The sequence below is a fragment of the Methylobacterium sp. FW306-05-D genome (assembly GCF_058782155.1).
This window is the reverse complement of sequence record NZ_JBYSXL010000010.1, coordinates 34,411-48,545: the sequence shown is the minus strand read 5'-3', so window position 1 is coordinate 48,545 and position 14,135 is coordinate 34,411. Positions and strand designations below refer to the sequence as shown.

Annotated in this window: 11 protein-coding genes and 3 pseudogenes; 5 read left to right on the top strand and 9 right to left on the bottom strand. The window is 67.2% G+C overall.

Features of this window, described 5'->3' with window-relative positions; all coding sequences use genetic code 11:
• Window positions 1–5 precede the first annotated feature (5 nt).
• Complete coding sequence (locus tag AC3WLN_RS06180; RefSeq protein WP_492480178.1) at window positions 6–704, bottom strand: GAF domain-containing protein; 699 nt, start codon at window positions 702–704, stop codon at window positions 6–8.
• Window positions 705–1,258: 554 nt separating this feature from the next.
• On the opposite strand from AC3WLN_RS06180, the gene AC3WLN_RS06175 reads away from it, so the two are divergent.
• A protein-coding gene (locus AC3WLN_RS06175; protein ID WP_492480211.1) for an IS5 family transposase occupies window positions 1,259–2,096 on the top strand; the annotation gives its coding sequence in 2 pieces (ribosomal slippage) (window positions 1,259–1,615 and window positions 1,617–2,096; 837 coding nt in all).
• A 102-nt stretch (window positions 2,097–2,198) separates the two neighbouring features.
• Here AC3WLN_RS06175 and AC3WLN_RS06170 read toward each other — a convergent pair.
• Window positions 2,199–2,670 (bottom strand): annotated as a pseudogene (locus AC3WLN_RS06170) (IS5 family transposase); the annotation flags it as partial.
• Window positions 2,671–2,746: 76 nt separating this feature from the next.
• Here AC3WLN_RS06170 and AC3WLN_RS06165 point away from each other — a divergent pair.
• A pseudogene (locus AC3WLN_RS06165) lies at window positions 2,747–3,781 on the top strand (IS110 family RNA-guided transposase).
• 249 nt (window positions 3,782–4,030) lie between these two features.
• Here AC3WLN_RS06165 and AC3WLN_RS06160 read toward each other — a convergent pair.
• From AC3WLN_RS06160 to AC3WLN_RS06130, 7 genes and pseudogenes are all read right to left on the bottom strand, one after another.
• Window positions 4,031–4,366, bottom strand: a pseudogene (locus AC3WLN_RS06160) (transposase); the annotation flags it as partial.
• A gap of 48 nt (window positions 4,367–4,414) precedes the next feature.
• Window positions 4,415–4,636: a hypothetical protein gene (locus tag AC3WLN_RS06155; RefSeq protein ID WP_492480177.1), complete on the bottom strand. Its 222-nt coding sequence runs from the start codon at window positions 4,634–4,636 to the stop codon at window positions 4,415–4,417.
• 250 nt (window positions 4,637–4,886) lie between these two features.
• Window positions 4,887–5,555, bottom strand: a complete 669-nt coding sequence (locus AC3WLN_RS06150) for a cysteine hydrolase family protein (protein ID WP_492480176.1) — start codon at window positions 5,553–5,555, stop codon at window positions 4,887–4,889.
• Window positions 5,556–5,567: 12 nt separating this feature from the next.
• Window positions 5,568–6,461 carry an ABC transporter permease gene (locus AC3WLN_RS06145; RefSeq protein WP_492480175.1) on the bottom strand — a complete coding sequence of 298 codons (894 nt, stop codon included), beginning with the start codon at window positions 6,459–6,461 and terminating at the stop codon, window positions 5,568–5,570.
• Window positions 6,458–7,525, bottom strand: coding sequence for an ABC transporter permease (locus AC3WLN_RS06140; protein ID WP_492480174.1), 1,068 nt, complete (start codon window positions 7,523–7,525; stop codon window positions 6,458–6,460). The genes AC3WLN_RS06145 and AC3WLN_RS06140 overlap by 4 nt, the downstream gene beginning before the upstream one ends.
• The gene (locus tag AC3WLN_RS06135) at window positions 7,525–9,036 is read right to left on the bottom strand and encodes an ABC transporter ATP-binding protein (protein ID WP_492480173.1); all 1,512 of its coding nucleotides are present in this window, start codon (window positions 9,034–9,036) and stop codon (window positions 7,525–7,527) included. Before AC3WLN_RS06135 ends, AC3WLN_RS06140 begins: the two co-directional genes overlap by 1 nt.
• Window positions 9,033–10,100 carry a BMP family ABC transporter substrate-binding protein gene (locus tag AC3WLN_RS06130; RefSeq protein ID WP_492480172.1) on the bottom strand — a complete coding sequence of 356 codons (1,068 nt, stop codon included), beginning with the start codon at window positions 10,098–10,100 and terminating at the stop codon, window positions 9,033–9,035. The genes AC3WLN_RS06135 and AC3WLN_RS06130 overlap by 4 nt, the downstream gene beginning before the upstream one ends.
• 390 nt (window positions 10,101–10,490) lie before the next feature.
• Between AC3WLN_RS06130 and AC3WLN_RS06125 the strand changes: the two genes are divergently transcribed.
• From AC3WLN_RS06125 to AC3WLN_RS06115, 3 genes are read left to right on the top strand one after another with little or no spacing between them, the layout of a single operon-like run.
• A complete protein-coding gene (locus AC3WLN_RS06125) occupies window positions 10,491–11,345 on the top strand; it encodes an FAD binding domain-containing protein (protein ID WP_492480171.1) in 855 nt (284 codons plus the stop codon).
• Window positions 11,342–13,654, top strand: a complete 2,313-nt coding sequence (locus tag AC3WLN_RS06120; protein ID WP_492480170.1) for a xanthine dehydrogenase family protein molybdopterin-binding subunit — start codon at window positions 11,342–11,344, stop codon at window positions 13,652–13,654. Before AC3WLN_RS06125 ends, AC3WLN_RS06120 begins: the two co-directional genes overlap by 4 nt.
• Entirely contained in the window at window positions 13,651–14,133 is a 483-nt protein-coding gene (locus AC3WLN_RS06115) for a (2Fe-2S)-binding protein (protein ID WP_492480169.1), read from the top strand. The genes AC3WLN_RS06120 and AC3WLN_RS06115 overlap by 4 nt, the downstream gene beginning before the upstream one ends.
• The last annotated feature ends 2 nt before the right edge of the window (window positions 14,134–14,135 follow it).

Here is a 14,135-nt window from a genome sequence, read left to right as displayed (position 1 = left end):
CCCACCTATTTAAGCAGGCGTGCGAAGGCTCTGGCGTCCTGCGGATGGACGGAGTCGATCGGCTTCGTGTCGACGAGTTCCTCCGGCTCGAAGCCGAGCAGCCGTTTTGCTGCAGGCGACACGTAGCGACGCGTACCGTCGAGGTCGCAGCGGACGATCACATCAGTGGCATTGTCAGCCAGCAGCCGGTACAGGGCGGCGCTCTCATGAGCCTCGCGCTCGGCCCTGCTCATGCGCAGCAAGGTGACGGCGATCTGCGCCAAGGTCCGAAGCTGCCCCTGTTGCTCGGCCGAGAACGTACGCGGCACCCGGTCAATGATGCACAAGGCGCCGAGGTGGATGCCTGGGGCGAGCACGAGCGGCGCGCCGGCATAGAAGCGGATGTGTGGTTCGCCTGTGACCAGCGGATTTGCGGCAAACCGCTCATCACGCGTGGCGTCCCCGACCACCATCACCGCGTCGGAAAGGATCGTATAGTTACAGAAGGAGACCTCGCGCGGGGTGCTGGGCGTGTCCAGGCCGCATCGACCCTTGAACCACTGCTCCCGGTCGCCGATTATGCTGACGAGAGCGATCGGAACTCCGAACATCGCTTGCGCCGTCTGGCAGAGCGCATCGAACTGCGGCTCAGCGGATGAGCCGAAGACGCTGAGATCATGCAAAGCCTCAAGACGCCTGACCTCATTCGGATGAACCGGGTACATATGCGATCCAACGGGGTCCGATGGCACCCCCGGGGTGCCCCGCCCAGCTCCACCCGAGGACTGAGCCATTAAAGCACATTTTCAATAGTCGGACTGTTTTAATGCTACATAACAGGCCCTGCGGGGTCACAGGTGTGCGCAGCCGAAACCGTCATCCGACCGTCATGCGAATAAGAGCGCAAATTTCTTGCTCTGCCCTGAATGGATGTATTTCCAAGACCGCCGCAGGCGGTAGCGATTGGGCAAAGTTTTCAGCCTATTATCCTGAATAGCTAATTGAGACGACCGCTCATCTCCACGATGCGGTTTGGACAAACTTAGCGGCAGTGCCAACGGCAACCAGCGTGCCTCTCGCACCCGCTGAAATCCGGAAGATCCGGGCCGAGTGCCAAAACTGCCAGCCTCTCCCAAAGACGCGGATCCGCTGACACGCACCTCCAGCGGCTTCAGAAACCCACAGTCACCGGCTGCCGCGCGTATCGGCCTTGCGTTGATCGTCTAGGGCGGCTCTGCAAAGGGTTCACAGGTTGGGTGACCGCCCCCATCTGGGCGGGATGCGACGCTACGAATTGACCGATGCGCCGTGGGAGCAGATCGCCCCGCTGCTGCCTCCGCAGAAGCCGCGCACGGGCCGACCAGCGGAGGATCACCGCAAGGTCCTGAATGGGATGCTCTGGATCCTGCGCACAGGTGCGCCGTGGGCGGATCTGCCGGCCCGCTATGGTCCTGTCGGGACCGTGTCGAGCCGGTTCTACCGCTGGCGGCAGGCCGGCGTGTTCGACCGGGTGCTGCGGCGCTTGCAGGCGCAGGTGGATGCCCGGGGCGACCTCGACTGGGACCTGCACTTCGTGGACGCCACAGTGGTGCGCGCCCACCAGCACGCCGCCGGTGCGCGCCGGTCCGGCGCCATCGGGGGGTGAGGCGACGGTCGAAGGCGTCGGGGAAGCACTCGGGCGCAGCCAGGGCGGGTTCTCGACCAAGCTGCATCTGCGCGCCGAAGGCGGCGGCAAGCCGATCGCGGCGGTGCTGACGGCCGGCGAGCGCCACGAGCAATTCGCCTTGGACGCGCTGATGGACAAGGGGGCGGTGCCACGCTCCGGCCGAGGCCGCCCGCGTCTGCGGCCACGCCGAACGGCCGGGGACCGAGGCTACTCCAGCCCGCCGGCCCGTCGCCGCCTCAGGCGGCGCCGGATCGAGCCGGTCATCCCGACCCGCAAGGATCAGCCGCGTCAGCCCGACTTCGACAAGGCCGCTTACCGGGAGCGCAACAAGGTCGAGCGGCTGATCGGCCGGCTCAAGCAATATCGCCGCATCGCCACCCGCTATGAAAAACGAGCAGCCAACTACCTCGCCATGGTCACCCTCGGCATGACCATGCTCTGGCTCACATGACTTTGCAGAGACGCCCTAGGCGTCTTTCGGCGGCTAGCTGCTGAAGGTGCAATGGAGCGGGTGACGCACCTCTCCACCGTATCCGGCGGCAGCTTAAAGCGCCTAACAAAACCGTTTGCGCTGGTTGAGGGTGATAAGGCTGGCTGCAAGTCTGGTGAAGGCCTCGTAGATGTCTGCACGTCGCTCGTAGCGGATGGGCAATCGCCGGACTTGGTTGAACCAGGCGTGGGTGCGCTCCACGACCCAACGGTGACGACCGAGTGTCTCGCTGCTCTCGATGCCCCGACGCGCGATGCCGCGGGACGATCCCCCGTGCCTGGCACTCCTGGCGGCGGAATCTGGCATCGTAGGCCTTGTCGGCGTGCAGCTTGTCCGGACGGCGTCGCGGTCGCCTGCGCCGACCGTTGCGCAGGGGCGGGATGGCATCGAGCGCCTCCGCCACCATGACGCTGTCGTGCCGTTTGGCCCCGCATAGGTGGAAGCCGAGCGGCGTGCCGCGCGCGTCGGTGACGAAGCAGCGCTTCGTGCCCGGCTTGCCCCGGTCCGCCGGGTTCGGGACGGTGGCAGGCCGCCTTTATGGATGGTCCGCCCCTCACCGGGCTGCGCCGCTAGGTTTGCAGTGTGGCTCACACGAGAGATGGAGCAAACCGATGGCCATCGCGATACTCGGGATCGATCTGGGCAAGAACAGGTGCAGTGTGGTCGGGCAGGATGCGACCGGTCGGGTCGTCCTGCGGCGTCGGATGCGGCGCGTGACGGTGCTGACCTTTTCCGCGATGCTTCCGGCCTGCATTGTCGCCATGGAGGCATGCTGTGGCGCGCATCACATGGGGCGGATGCTCGCCGCGCAAGGCCATACCGTCCGGCTGATGTCACCCGAGTACGTGCGCCCCTACGTCAAGGCGCATAAGAACGACGATCGCGACGCTGAAGCCATCGCCGAAGCGGCCACGCGCTCAACGATGCGGTTCGTTGCGCTCAAGTCGGAAGCGCAGCTGGACGTGCAGACCCTGCACCGGGTCCGTGACCAACTCGTCGGCGAACGCACGGCGCTCACCAACCAGATCCGCTCCATCCTGCTGGAGCGCGGCACCGTCGCAGCGCAAGGTCGCGCCAAGCTCGCTGCCTGCCTGGCCGAGTTACTCGACACGGAGCTGGGTGCATCGTTGACGCCGCGCATGCGGGCTCTCGTGGCCGAGGTGCGCGAGCGCTGGTAGGACCTCGACCGCCGCATCGCCGCGCTCGACGCGGAGTTCGCCGAGCAAGCGCGCTCGGACGAGAACACACGTCGGTTGACGACGATCCCGGGGATCGGCGCACTCAATGCCACCGCCCTGGTGGCGGCCATCGGCGACGTGACCGCCTTCGCGCGCGGCCGCGATCTGGATCTGGCTGCCTGCCTCGGCCTTGTACCGCGTTAGGTCACGACAGGCGGGAAGCCCAGGCTCGTTGGCATCACCAAGCGCGGCAGCCGGTATCTGCGCAAGACGCTGGTCCAGGGGGCACGCGCGGCGCTGCCCTCGTTGCGGCGGAGTGACACCCATCTCGGGCAATGGCTGCGCAGCCTACTGGCGCAGTCGCACGTCAACACGGCGGTCGTGGCCTTGGCAGCCAAGCTGGCCCGGATGGTCTGGGCGCTCCTGCGTCACGGGCGGGGCTACGACGCGGCGCCTATGGCTGCATGATCCAAGTTCGGCTGACGCAACGTGCGACGGCCTTCCGAAGTCTGCGGGCGGTGAAAGGAAGATGGCCTGACAGTCGACCGGTGCTCTGAAAGCCTCTCCGCTAAAATGGCGCTCGACGCCGACCCCTTCATGAGGATCAGAACGCGCGGATCTCCATCTTGGCCAACGGCAGCGCCGGAAGGCCGGATACGTTTATGCAGACTGCTCAGATCAAGGAATCCAGAGCCACTTGCGGACGGGGCCGGCCATACGTTTAGCTGGGACAGACGCGCTGTCCATGCAAGCCCGGTTCCAGTCGATCTCACCCGCTGCGTGCAAGCGCTCCAAGAGCACGTGAGGCAGGCGGCTCCACACGCCCGCCGCCTGCCAATCCCGCAGCCGCCGCCAGCAACTCATGCCGGAGCCGCAGCCCATCTCGGCCGGCAGCATCTCCCACGGCAGCCCCGAGCGCAGCACGAACAGGATGCCCGTCAAGGCGGCCCGGTTCTCGATCGGACGACGCCCGCCCTTCGGATGGGGCCGAGGCGGCGGGAGCAGCGGAGCGATCTCGTCCCAGAGATCATCGGGGAGAAGCGGTCTGGCCATGCCAAAACAACGCTGAAAACAACGCTCAGTGCCGTTCCGTTAGGCGCTCTAAGCGCTGATTCCCTTGATCACGCCCATGTCGAAGTTGTTGTAGTAGGCGTCAATGGACAGCAGGTGTAGATTGATATCCGCGGCCTCGGCGGCGGCACCGATCGGTGCGAGCGGTCCGACCGGGACGGGACGCGCCGGACCCGGCTGTGTCACCGCTGGCTGGATCTGCGGATTGATATTGCGGAGGATCCGCCCGGGCGGTCCCTTCGGCCAGCGCACGGAGGTGTGCCGGATGTGGCCGCTCCGGACAAGGCTGGCGCTCCGTGCTCGAGGGCCGGCGCGGCGACGTCCGGTTGCGGGGCGGCCTGCAGGGACATGACATTCTGAGCCCTCGCCTGCGAGACGATCCCGAGAAGAGCTGTGCCGGCGAGTAGTATTATGAAAATATTCCTAGTATTTGCGCGCGATATCGGTCATGGTGAACCCCATTGCGAGTGTCAGACGATCTGGCGGCCGTTGGGTCGGCTTATCATCGCCAAGCGTCCAGCAGGACGGCTCCGTCCGTGACGAGGCCGACATGCATGGCGATGATCCGCATCGCGGCATCTTCGAGATGCGGATTGGTGCCGGCCACGAGGTCGCGCGGGACCACCACCCGATAGCCGAGGTTCGAGGCCTCGAAGGCGGTGTTAAGCACGCAGCAATCGGCTAGGCACCCGTCTAGGACGAGGGTGCCCACGCCCATGTTGCGCAGGAGGAAGTCGAGGTCGGTCGGGTAGAAGGCGGACAGGCGCTTCTTGCCGGACACGACGAGGTCGCGCTCATCGATCTGCGTGACGAATTCGGTCCAGCGTGTGCCTTCGATGGCGTGGGCGTCCGCATTGCCTATGGCCCCGACATGGAGGGGGAAGACGAGACGCCATGCCGACTTGCGGCCGCCGACGTCGTCGACGCCGTCGGCCCGGAGGGTGCTGCGTACATGGATCACCGGGACGCCGAGATCGCGGGCGCCTGCATGGAAGGCATCGACCGGGGCGACGACGTCCCTGGCCCGCGGCGCCGGACAAGGGCAGAGAGGATCGTCCTCGAGATGCCCGCGGTGAAGGTCGATGGAGACGATGGCCGTGCAGCTCCGGTCGAAGAACTCGCTGAATTCCGGACCAAGGTCCCGCAACGCACCGTCGATGTAGCTCTTCATGGCGCTGGCTCCTTATCTGCGCTCGCGGTCGTAGGCGACGCCGAGGAGGGTGGGTGTCCCGGCTCCTTGAGCCGACCGGCGGCTCTGAAGACCGAGGACGACGAGGGTCGCGACGTAGGGCAGCATGTTGAGGAAGTGCGGGTCGATCCAACTCGCCCCTCCGACCTGCGCACGGAAGCGATAGGCGTCGATCAGGCCGAACAGGACGGCCCCCACCACGATCCAGAGCGGGCGCCAGCGGGCGAAGATCACGAGGGCGAGGGCGATCCAACCCCGGCCCGCCGTCATGTTCTCGATCCAAGAAGGCGTCAGCACCACGGAGATGAACGCCCCGCCGAGCCCAATCAGGCCCGAGCCCAGGATCACGTAGAGGCCGCGCAGTAGAACGACCGGCAGGCCGAGGGCATCGAGCGCCGCTGGGTTCTCGCCGAGGGTCCGCAGGAGCAGCCCGGGGCGGGTGTGGCGCAGGAACAGGGCGGCGAGCCCTGCGCAGGCCAGCGCAGCGGCGACGTAGAAGCCGCTGGCCGCCGCCGAGGCGGCCCCGGCCGCGCCGAGGGTCAGCCCGACATAGGATTGTCCCAGGAAGGCGGAGAGGCCCGACCCGAGGATCGTCATGGCCAGCCCCGTGACCACCTGATTGAGCCGCAGGCCGACCACGAGGACGGCGAACAGGCCGCCGAAGGCGCTGGCCGCCAGGACGGCGCAGACCATCCCGGCGAGGCCGGAGCCGGTCCCGTGGGCCACCATGAAGGCGGTCACGCCGCCCACCAGCATCGTCCCCTCGATCCCGAGGTTCAGGACGCCGGCCCGCTCGATCAGAAGCTCCCCGAGCGCTGCGTAGAGGATGGGCGTGGCCGAGACGAGGGCCGCCCCGAGCAGGAGTAACGTGGGATCGCCTAGGGTCATGCTGCGGCACTCCTCACGAGGCGGATGCGGTAGCGGGCCAGCGAGCCGGATGCCAGGATGCAGACGAGTATCGTCGCTTGGAGGATGGTGCTGATCGCGCCGGGAATGTGGGCTATCTGCAGGCTGAAGCCGCCGTTCAGGAGGCCGGCATAGAGGATCGAAACGAGGAGGATCGCCAGGGGCCGCCCGCCTGCGAGCCACGCGACCAGCACGCCCATGAAGCCGTAGCCCGGAGACAGACCGGTCTGGAGCCGGCCGGTGGTCGCCGAGATCTCGATCGCCCCCGCGAGACCGGCGAGCGCCCCGGACGCGCACAGCCCCGAGATGACGATCCACGCCGCGTTGATGCCGCCGTAGCGGGCCGCCTCGGGCGCATCGCCCGCGACGCGCAACTCGTAGCCCCAGCGGGTGCCGGAGTCGACCACGGCGAGCAGGGCGACGGCCGCCAGGAGAAGGGGAAAGCCCCCTTGGATCGCGCCGTAGACGGGCCCGAGCTGCCCGGCATCCAGGATCGGCGGCGAATAAGGAAAGGAGAACGTCAGCGGGTCGGCCCACGGCCCGCGCACGAGGAAGTTGATCCACAGCAGGCAGATGTAGTTCAGCATCAGCGTCGTCAGGATCTCGCTCATGCCGAGCAGCGCCCGCGGGATTGCCGCCACCGCTGCCCAGGCCGCGCCGCCGAGCACGCCGGCCCCGAGCACGAGCGCCACGGCGACGGGGTGGGACGTCTCCTCGGGGAGGTAAAGGCCGATGCCGGTTGCCGCGAAGGCCCCGAAGAAGAATTGTCCTTCGGCGCCGATATTCGTCAGGCTCGCCCGCGACGCGAGGGCGATCCCGACCGCGCAGAGGCCGATGGGCACGGCTTTGCTCAAGGTGGATTGCACGGCCGGCCAGGAGCCGAAAGCACCCCGGACCAGGGCATCGAGCACGGAGGCCGGCGGGTGATCGGACAGGACGAGGAGAACGGCCGAGAGCCCGAGGGCGAGGCCGATCCCCACGGCCACGCGCAGGGCATAGGCGGGCAGGCTCGGATCCGTCAGCCGTGGTTCGAGGCGCACACGCATCACGACGCCTCCGCCGCCGTCATGAAGCGCCCGATTTCTTCGAGGCTCGTCTGCGCGGTTTCCCGGTCGAGGACGATCCGTCCCCCGCTCATCACTAGGATGCGCGTGGCGATCGCCAGGCATTCTTCGAGCTCCTCGCTCGCCATCAGCACCGCGGCCCCGGCCGCCGCCCGAGCGATGAGGGCATTGCGGATCTGGGCTGCAGCGGCGATGTCGAGGCCGCGGGTGGGATAGCTCGCCACGATCAGATCCGGATCGCCGACCAGTTCGCGGCCGAGGACGATGCGCTGGAGATTGCCGCCCGAGAGGCGACGGATCGCTGAATCCGGCTCGGCGGCGACGCCGAACGTGTCCTGGACGGTGCGGCAGTGACGGCGGACATCCCGTCGAGCGAGCCACGCGGAGAAGGGCTTGCGGCGGTGGAGGCCGAGGAGCGCGTTGTCCTCGATGCTGAGGCCGGGTGCCAGGGCCACGCCGAGATGCTGGGCGGGGATGAAGGCGAAGCAACGGCCCTTCCGGCCGCTGGCCGTCGCGATGCGGCCGCCGGACGGGGATTTCTGCCCGCCGATCGCATCGAGAAGCTCTGCCTGTCCATTGCCCGCGACGCCGACGACGGCGACAAGTTCGCCGCCCCGGATCCTGAAGCTGACGTCCCGGACGCTGTCCGACCCGGAGTGACCGGGTACGCGCAGGCTCTCCACCGAAAGCCGTTCCGGCCCCTTCGCCGAACCGGGTCGCGGGGCGAGGGAGACGCTGCGCGTCCCCACGATCAGCCCCGCGATCTCCTCGGAGCTTCGGCCGGCGGCGGAGCCCTCGAACACGACGCGGCCGCCGCGCATCACCACCAGGCGGCTTGCCACTTGGCGGATCTCGGACAGCTTGTGGGAGATCAGGATCACGGAGCGGTTACCGGCGACGATGCGGCGAACCAGCGTGAACAGGCGTTCTGATTCCAGCGGAGAGAGCACCGATGTCGGCTCGTCGAGGATCAGGACCCGCCCGCCCTGTGCAAGGACGCGCAGGATTTCCAGTTGCTGCCGCTCGGCGAGGCTCATCCGCCAGACGGGCTTACCCATGTCGAGCTCGAAGCCGACCTCGGCCATGAGGCGCCCGATCTCCTCCGAGGGGCGCCGGCGTTGCCAGAAGCGGCCCCGGTCCACCGCGAGGGAGACGTTCTCGTAAGCGGTGAGCGACGGAACCAGCTTGAACTGCTGATGCACCATCCCGATCCCCCGGGCGACGGAGGCTGCGGGTGATCCGAGAGCCACCGGTTGCTCGTCGACCTCCACCGTCCCGGCATCCGGGAGGTAGAGGCCGCAAAGAACGTTCATGGCCGTCGACTTACCCGCCCCGTTCTCGCCGAGCAGAGCCACCACTTCGCCCGGCATGACAGAGAACGACACGTCGTCGTTGGCGACGAGCTTCCCGAAGCTCTTGGTCACGCCATGAAGCCGGCAAAGCGGCGCCGTGATCGCGTTCACCTGCAGCAGGACGGGGAAGCGAGCGTTCATTTCTGCGGGACCGAGCCCGAGACGCCCTCGACAAGCCAGCGCATCTTCTGGATGTCGGAGAGGCCGAGGGTCTTGCCTTCCGGCACGACGACGTTGCCCTTGTTGTCCTTGAGCGGCCCCTTCCAGTAGTCGAAGGTGCCTCCAGCGATCGCCGCACGCTTCTCCTCGACCAGCTTGACCGTCTCCGCCGGCACCAGCGGCGACATCTTCGCGAGACCGACGACGCCGTCATCGAGCCCGCCGTAATAGTCGCCGGGCTTGAAGGTCTTGTCCTGTACGGACTTGATGAGCCGCTTGTCGAGCTCGCACCAGTTCCAGACCGTTCCCGTCAGCACCTTGTCACCTCCGATGCCGGACATGTCGGATTCTGAGCCGATGGCGAAGGCCCCCTTCTCGATCGCACCCTGCAAGGCGGAGGCCGTGTCTTGATGCTGGGCGATCACGTCGTTGCCGCCCTCGACGAGGGCCACGGCAGCCTGCTTCTCGGCCGGGGGATCGAACCACGAGAGGGTCCACACCACGCTCACAGTGGCCTTCGGATTGACCGAACGCACGCCGAGCATGAATGCGTTGATTCCGGCGATCACCGGTGGGATCGGTTGCGCGGCGACGAAGCCGATCTTGTTCGTCTTGGTCATCCGGCCGGCGACGATGCCGTTGAGGTAGCGGCCGTCCCAGAGCTTCCCGTAGACGTTCTCGATGTTGGCAGCCGGCGCGATGGTCGGGGCGATGCCGAAGAAATGCGCATCGGGATTCTGTTTGGCGACCTTCTGGGTGAAGGGTTGATAGCCGAAGGCCGTAGCAAAGATCGTCTTGTAGCCTTGGCCGAGCAGATCCTGTTCAATCCGCGCCGCGTCGGGCCCCTCAGGCACGGATTCCACGAAGGTCGTCCGGATGCCGGCGGCTTCGAGGCAGCGGCGGGCCTCATCGTGCCGCGAGGTCCAACCCGCGTCCGCCCGCGGGCCGACATAGATGAAGCCGGCCTTCAAGGGCTCATCCGCGCGGGCCAGGGTGAGGGAGGCAGACAGGGACAGGATCGTCGCCGTTAAAATTTGAGCCCGCATCAAAAAACCCTCGCTCGCTGATTTTCATCATGTTAAAACAAGCCTCGAAATTTTCAAAGAGTTTCTATGCACAATAGTACGACAGATATGCCCTCAACATAGGCAATTCGCCTCCTCGGAATGCAGATTGAGCATTTCGGCAAAAAGACAGTTTCGAAGCAAAAGAGCGCTCAGTCGTCTCAAAAATGGGCGCCATCCCTCTTTGATGCGCTGAATCGCCCCCCGTCACGCCCTCACGACTTGGTGAAAGTCTGCTGCGACCAAGCCGTGATGATAGATTGTGCAGGTAGGAATTTTTCTTTTGGACGGCGAAACAATAGGTGGCGGGTATGCCACTAGACACGTGCAGGGAACGCGCATAACCCTCCTTTAAGTTTTAACGGTATCAAAATGAAGCCGGCAGCATTCGACTATCACCGCCCGACCAACGTGGCCGCTGCGCTGGCCCTGCTCGATGCGCATGGGGTCGATGGAAAGATCCTCGCCGGGGGGCAGAGCCTCGTGGCGGCGATGAATTTTCGCCTCGCACGCCCAGGCGTGCTGATCGACGTGAACCGTCTTGCCGAACTCAGCTACTTGCGGGTCGAGAAAGGGCATCTGTGCATTGGTGGGCTCACCCGCCACGCGGCCTTCCACCGGCCGGTGGTCGATGGGCCCCTGGGGAGCCTGCTGAGTCGGATCGTCAACCATGTAGCGCATTATCCGATCCGGCAGCGCGGGACCTTCGCCGGAAGCCTCGCTCATGCCGACCCGGCATCCGAATGGTGCCTGACTGCCACGGTACTCGATGCGGAGATCGCCGTGAGTAGCCTGCGCGGCGCGCGGAGCATCCCGGCGGCCACCTTCTTCAAGGGCACATTCACGACGGCCCTCGAACCCAACGAGCTGATCACCGAGGTCCGGTTGCCCCTTCTCGATGCGGGGTGGCGGGGCGGATTCTCCGAATTTTCCCGGCGGGCCGGGGACTTCGCCCTGGCGATGGCGTTGGCGACCCTGAAAATCGAAGGGGGTGTCATCCGCGCTGCGAAGCTCGGGATCGGCGGCGTCGCCGACCGGGCGATCCGCCTCTCCGGCATCGAGGCGTCGCTCGTCGGACGGGAGGCGACAGAATCAACATTCCGGGCGGCCGGGGCCGAGGCGAGCCGCGCCGTGGAGCCCGGGGCCGATATCCATGCCTCGTCGGACTATCGCCGCGACCTGATCGCCGTCATGGTTGCATGCGCCCTCGCGGAGGCGGCCGCGTGAGCTGGATCGGCCGCTCGCTCCCCCGCCTCGAAGACCCGACGCTCCTGCGCGGGCGGGGGCGTTACGTGGCGGACCTTGCCCAGGGCGCGGCGCATGTCCGCTTCGTCCGCAGCCCGGTGGGCCGCGGGCGCATCCTCGGCATCGAGGCGCCGGACGGCGCGCGCGTCTACACGGCGGCGGATCTCGCCGGTGTCGGCGAGATCCGACCGGTCCTGGAGCGACCGGACTACGTCGCCGTGGGCCAGCCGATCCTCCCGGTGGATCGGGTCTGCTTCTCCGGGCAGGCGGTGGCGTTCGTCGTCGCGGACGATGCCGCCGCCGCCGAGGACCTCGCCGAGCAGGTGTTCCTCGATATCGAGCCGGAGGATGCGGTGATCGATCTCGACGCCGCCCTGCTCCCGGAGGCGGCCGCGACCCATCCCGAGGCACCGGGCAACGTGCTGGTCGAGGGGCGGATGCGGACGCAGGGCCTCGATGCAGCCTTCGCCGCCGCGGCGGCCGTGATCGAGCTCGATCTGCGCTCCCGTCGGCAATCGGCCATGCCGATGGAGACGCGCGGCGGCGTCGCCCGGTACGACGCACGGGACGGGCGCACGACGCTGCACGCCTCCGTCCAGATGCCGCACATGCTGCGCACCGGCCTCGCCGACCTTCTCGACTGTCCCGAGGCGGACCTGCGGGTGATCGCGCCCGATGTCGGGGGCGGCTTCGGGCAGAAGATGTCCCTGTTTCCGGAATACGTCGCCCTCGTTTGGCTCGCCCGGCATCTGAAGCGCGACGTCGCCTGGATCGAGGATCGGCGGGAGAACTTCCTCGCCTCGGCCCATAGCCGCGATCAGGCCTTCACGGTGCGGGGCGCCTTCGACGCGGCGGGGCATCTCCTCGGCCTGGAGGCGAACCTTCGCAGCAATGTCGGCGCCTTCTCCTGCTACCCCGTCACCTGCGGGGTCGAGCCGCTGATGGCCTTCGCCGAGCTGCCGGGCCCCTACAAGGTGCCGGAATACGGCGCCCGCTCGCGCGGCGTCACCACCAACACCTGCACCATGGCGCCCTACCGGGGCGTCGCCCGACCCATGCTCACCCTGACCATGGAGCGGCTGATGGAGAGCGCCGCCCGGCGTCTCGGCCTAGACTCGGTCGAGATCCGCCGCCGTAATCTCATCGATACGTTCCCCCACCGCTCGCCCACTGGGCTCGTCTACGACGAGGGCTCCTACATCGCCGCGTTGGAGGCCGCCGTCGCGGCCGTGAACGTCCCAGCGTTCCGGCGTCGCCAGGTGGAGGCCCGCGCGCAGGGACGCCATCTCGGCCTCGGCCTTTCAGTCTTCAGCGAACGCACCGGCTACGGTACCCCCGCTTACGCGGCGCGCGGAATGGCGATCGTGCCGGGCTACGAACAGGTCGAATGCTCCCTCGACCCGTCCGGCCATGTCGAGTTGCGCATCGGCGCCTCACCGCACGGCCAGGGGCTCGGCACCGCCCTGGCGCAACTTGTGGCCGACGAACTCGGCGTCGAGCCCGGTCAGGTCCGGGTCGTCTCGGGCGACACCGACCGCACGCCCTATGGTTGGGGCACGTTCGCCAGCCGCTCCATGGTCATCGCCGGGGGCGCCTCGCGGCTCGCCTCCGCGAAGGTCGCCGCCAAACTGCGCAGTGTCGCCGCCCGCATGATGGAGGCGACGGACACCGAGATCGAACTTGAGGGCGGCTTCGCCCGGGTCCGAGGCACGAACCGCGCGACACCGATCCGGGAGGTCGCCCGCGCCGCGTACCACCGCAGCCATCTCTTCTCGGATCTGGAGGGCGGCCTGCGCCAGAACGCCTTCTACGACCCGTTCGGCACGTTCTCGAATGCCTGCCACGTCGCCCAAGTCGAGGTGGATATCGAGACCGGCGGCGTGCGGATCGAGCGGTTCCTCGTGGTCGAGGATGCCGGACGGCTGATCAACCCGATGATCGTCGACGGCCAGATCCACGGGGGCGTCGCGCAGGGCATCGCCAATGCCCTCTACGAGGAGATGATCTACGATCCCGATGGCAACCTGCTGACGACCTCCCTCGCCGACTACCTGCCGCCGACGATCCACGAGATTCCGGAGATCGAGATCATCCACATGGAGACGATCTCTGACGCTTCCCTGACCGGCGCCAAGGGCGTCGGCGAGGGCGGGACGATCGGCGCGCCTGCGGCCATCGTGAACGCCATCGTCGATGCGCTCAGCCCATTCGGCGTCGAGATCAACGAGATCCCCGCCACACCCGAGCGCATCCGCGCCGCCATCCGCTCCGCCAGGGATAGCCGGACATGACCGACAGGCTCGCGATCACCCTCGACGTGAACGGGCGGAGCTATCCCGTCACGGTCGAGGCCCGGAAATCCCTGGCTGACGCCTTGCGCGAGGATTGTGGGCTGACGGGCACGCATCTCGGCTGCGAGCACGGGGTCTGCGGCGCCTGCACCGTCATTGTGGACGGCAAGCCCGTCCGCGCCTGCCTGATGTTCGCGGTCCAGGCGGAGGGCCTAGCCGTCCGCACGGTGGAAGGTCTGGCCGAGGGCGAGGCGCTCCATCCGCTCCAGCGGCATTTCTGGGAGCAGCACGGCCTGCAGTGCGGCTTCTGCACGCCCGGCTTCCTGATGCTCGCCGCCGGGGCGTTCGAAGCCGATCCGACGATCAACGAAACGGAGATGATGGACGTCCTGTCGTCCAACCTGTGCCGCTGCACCGGATACCAGAACATCGCCAAGGCGGTGTCCCTGGCCCTCAAGGACATGCGGGCGGGCAGCTGACC

Bases quoted from the DNA above. Each gene is read 5' to 3' on its own strand.
- AC3WLN_RS06145 (WP_492480175.1), bottom strand. From the start codon at position 6,461: ATGACCCTAGGCGATCCCACGTTACTCCTGCTCGGGGCGGCCCTCGTC.
- AC3WLN_RS06150 (WP_492480176.1), bottom strand. From the start codon at position 5,555: ATGAAGAGCTACATCGACGGTGCGTTGCGGGACCTTGGTCCGGAATTC.
- AC3WLN_RS06140 (WP_492480174.1), bottom strand. From the start codon at position 7,525: ATGCGTGTGCGCCTCGAACCACGGCTGACGGATCCGAGCCTGCCCGCC.
- AC3WLN_RS06125 (WP_492480171.1), top strand. From the start codon at position 10,491: ATGAAGCCGGCAGCATTCGACTATCACCGCCCGACCAACGTGGCCGCT.
- AC3WLN_RS06115 (WP_492480169.1), top strand. From the start codon at position 13,651: ATGACCGACAGGCTCGCGATCACCCTCGACGTGAACGGGCGGAGCTAT.
- AC3WLN_RS06180 (WP_492480178.1), bottom strand. From the start codon at position 704: ATGTACCCGGTTCATCCGAATGAGGTCAGGCGTCTTGAGGCTTTGCAT.
- AC3WLN_RS06130 (WP_492480172.1), bottom strand. From the start codon at position 10,100: ATGCGGGCTCAAATTTTAACGGCGACGATCCTGTCCCTGTCTGCCTCC.
- AC3WLN_RS06135 (WP_492480173.1), bottom strand. From the start codon at position 9,036: ATGAACGCTCGCTTCCCCGTCCTGCTGCAGGTGAACGCGATCACGGCG.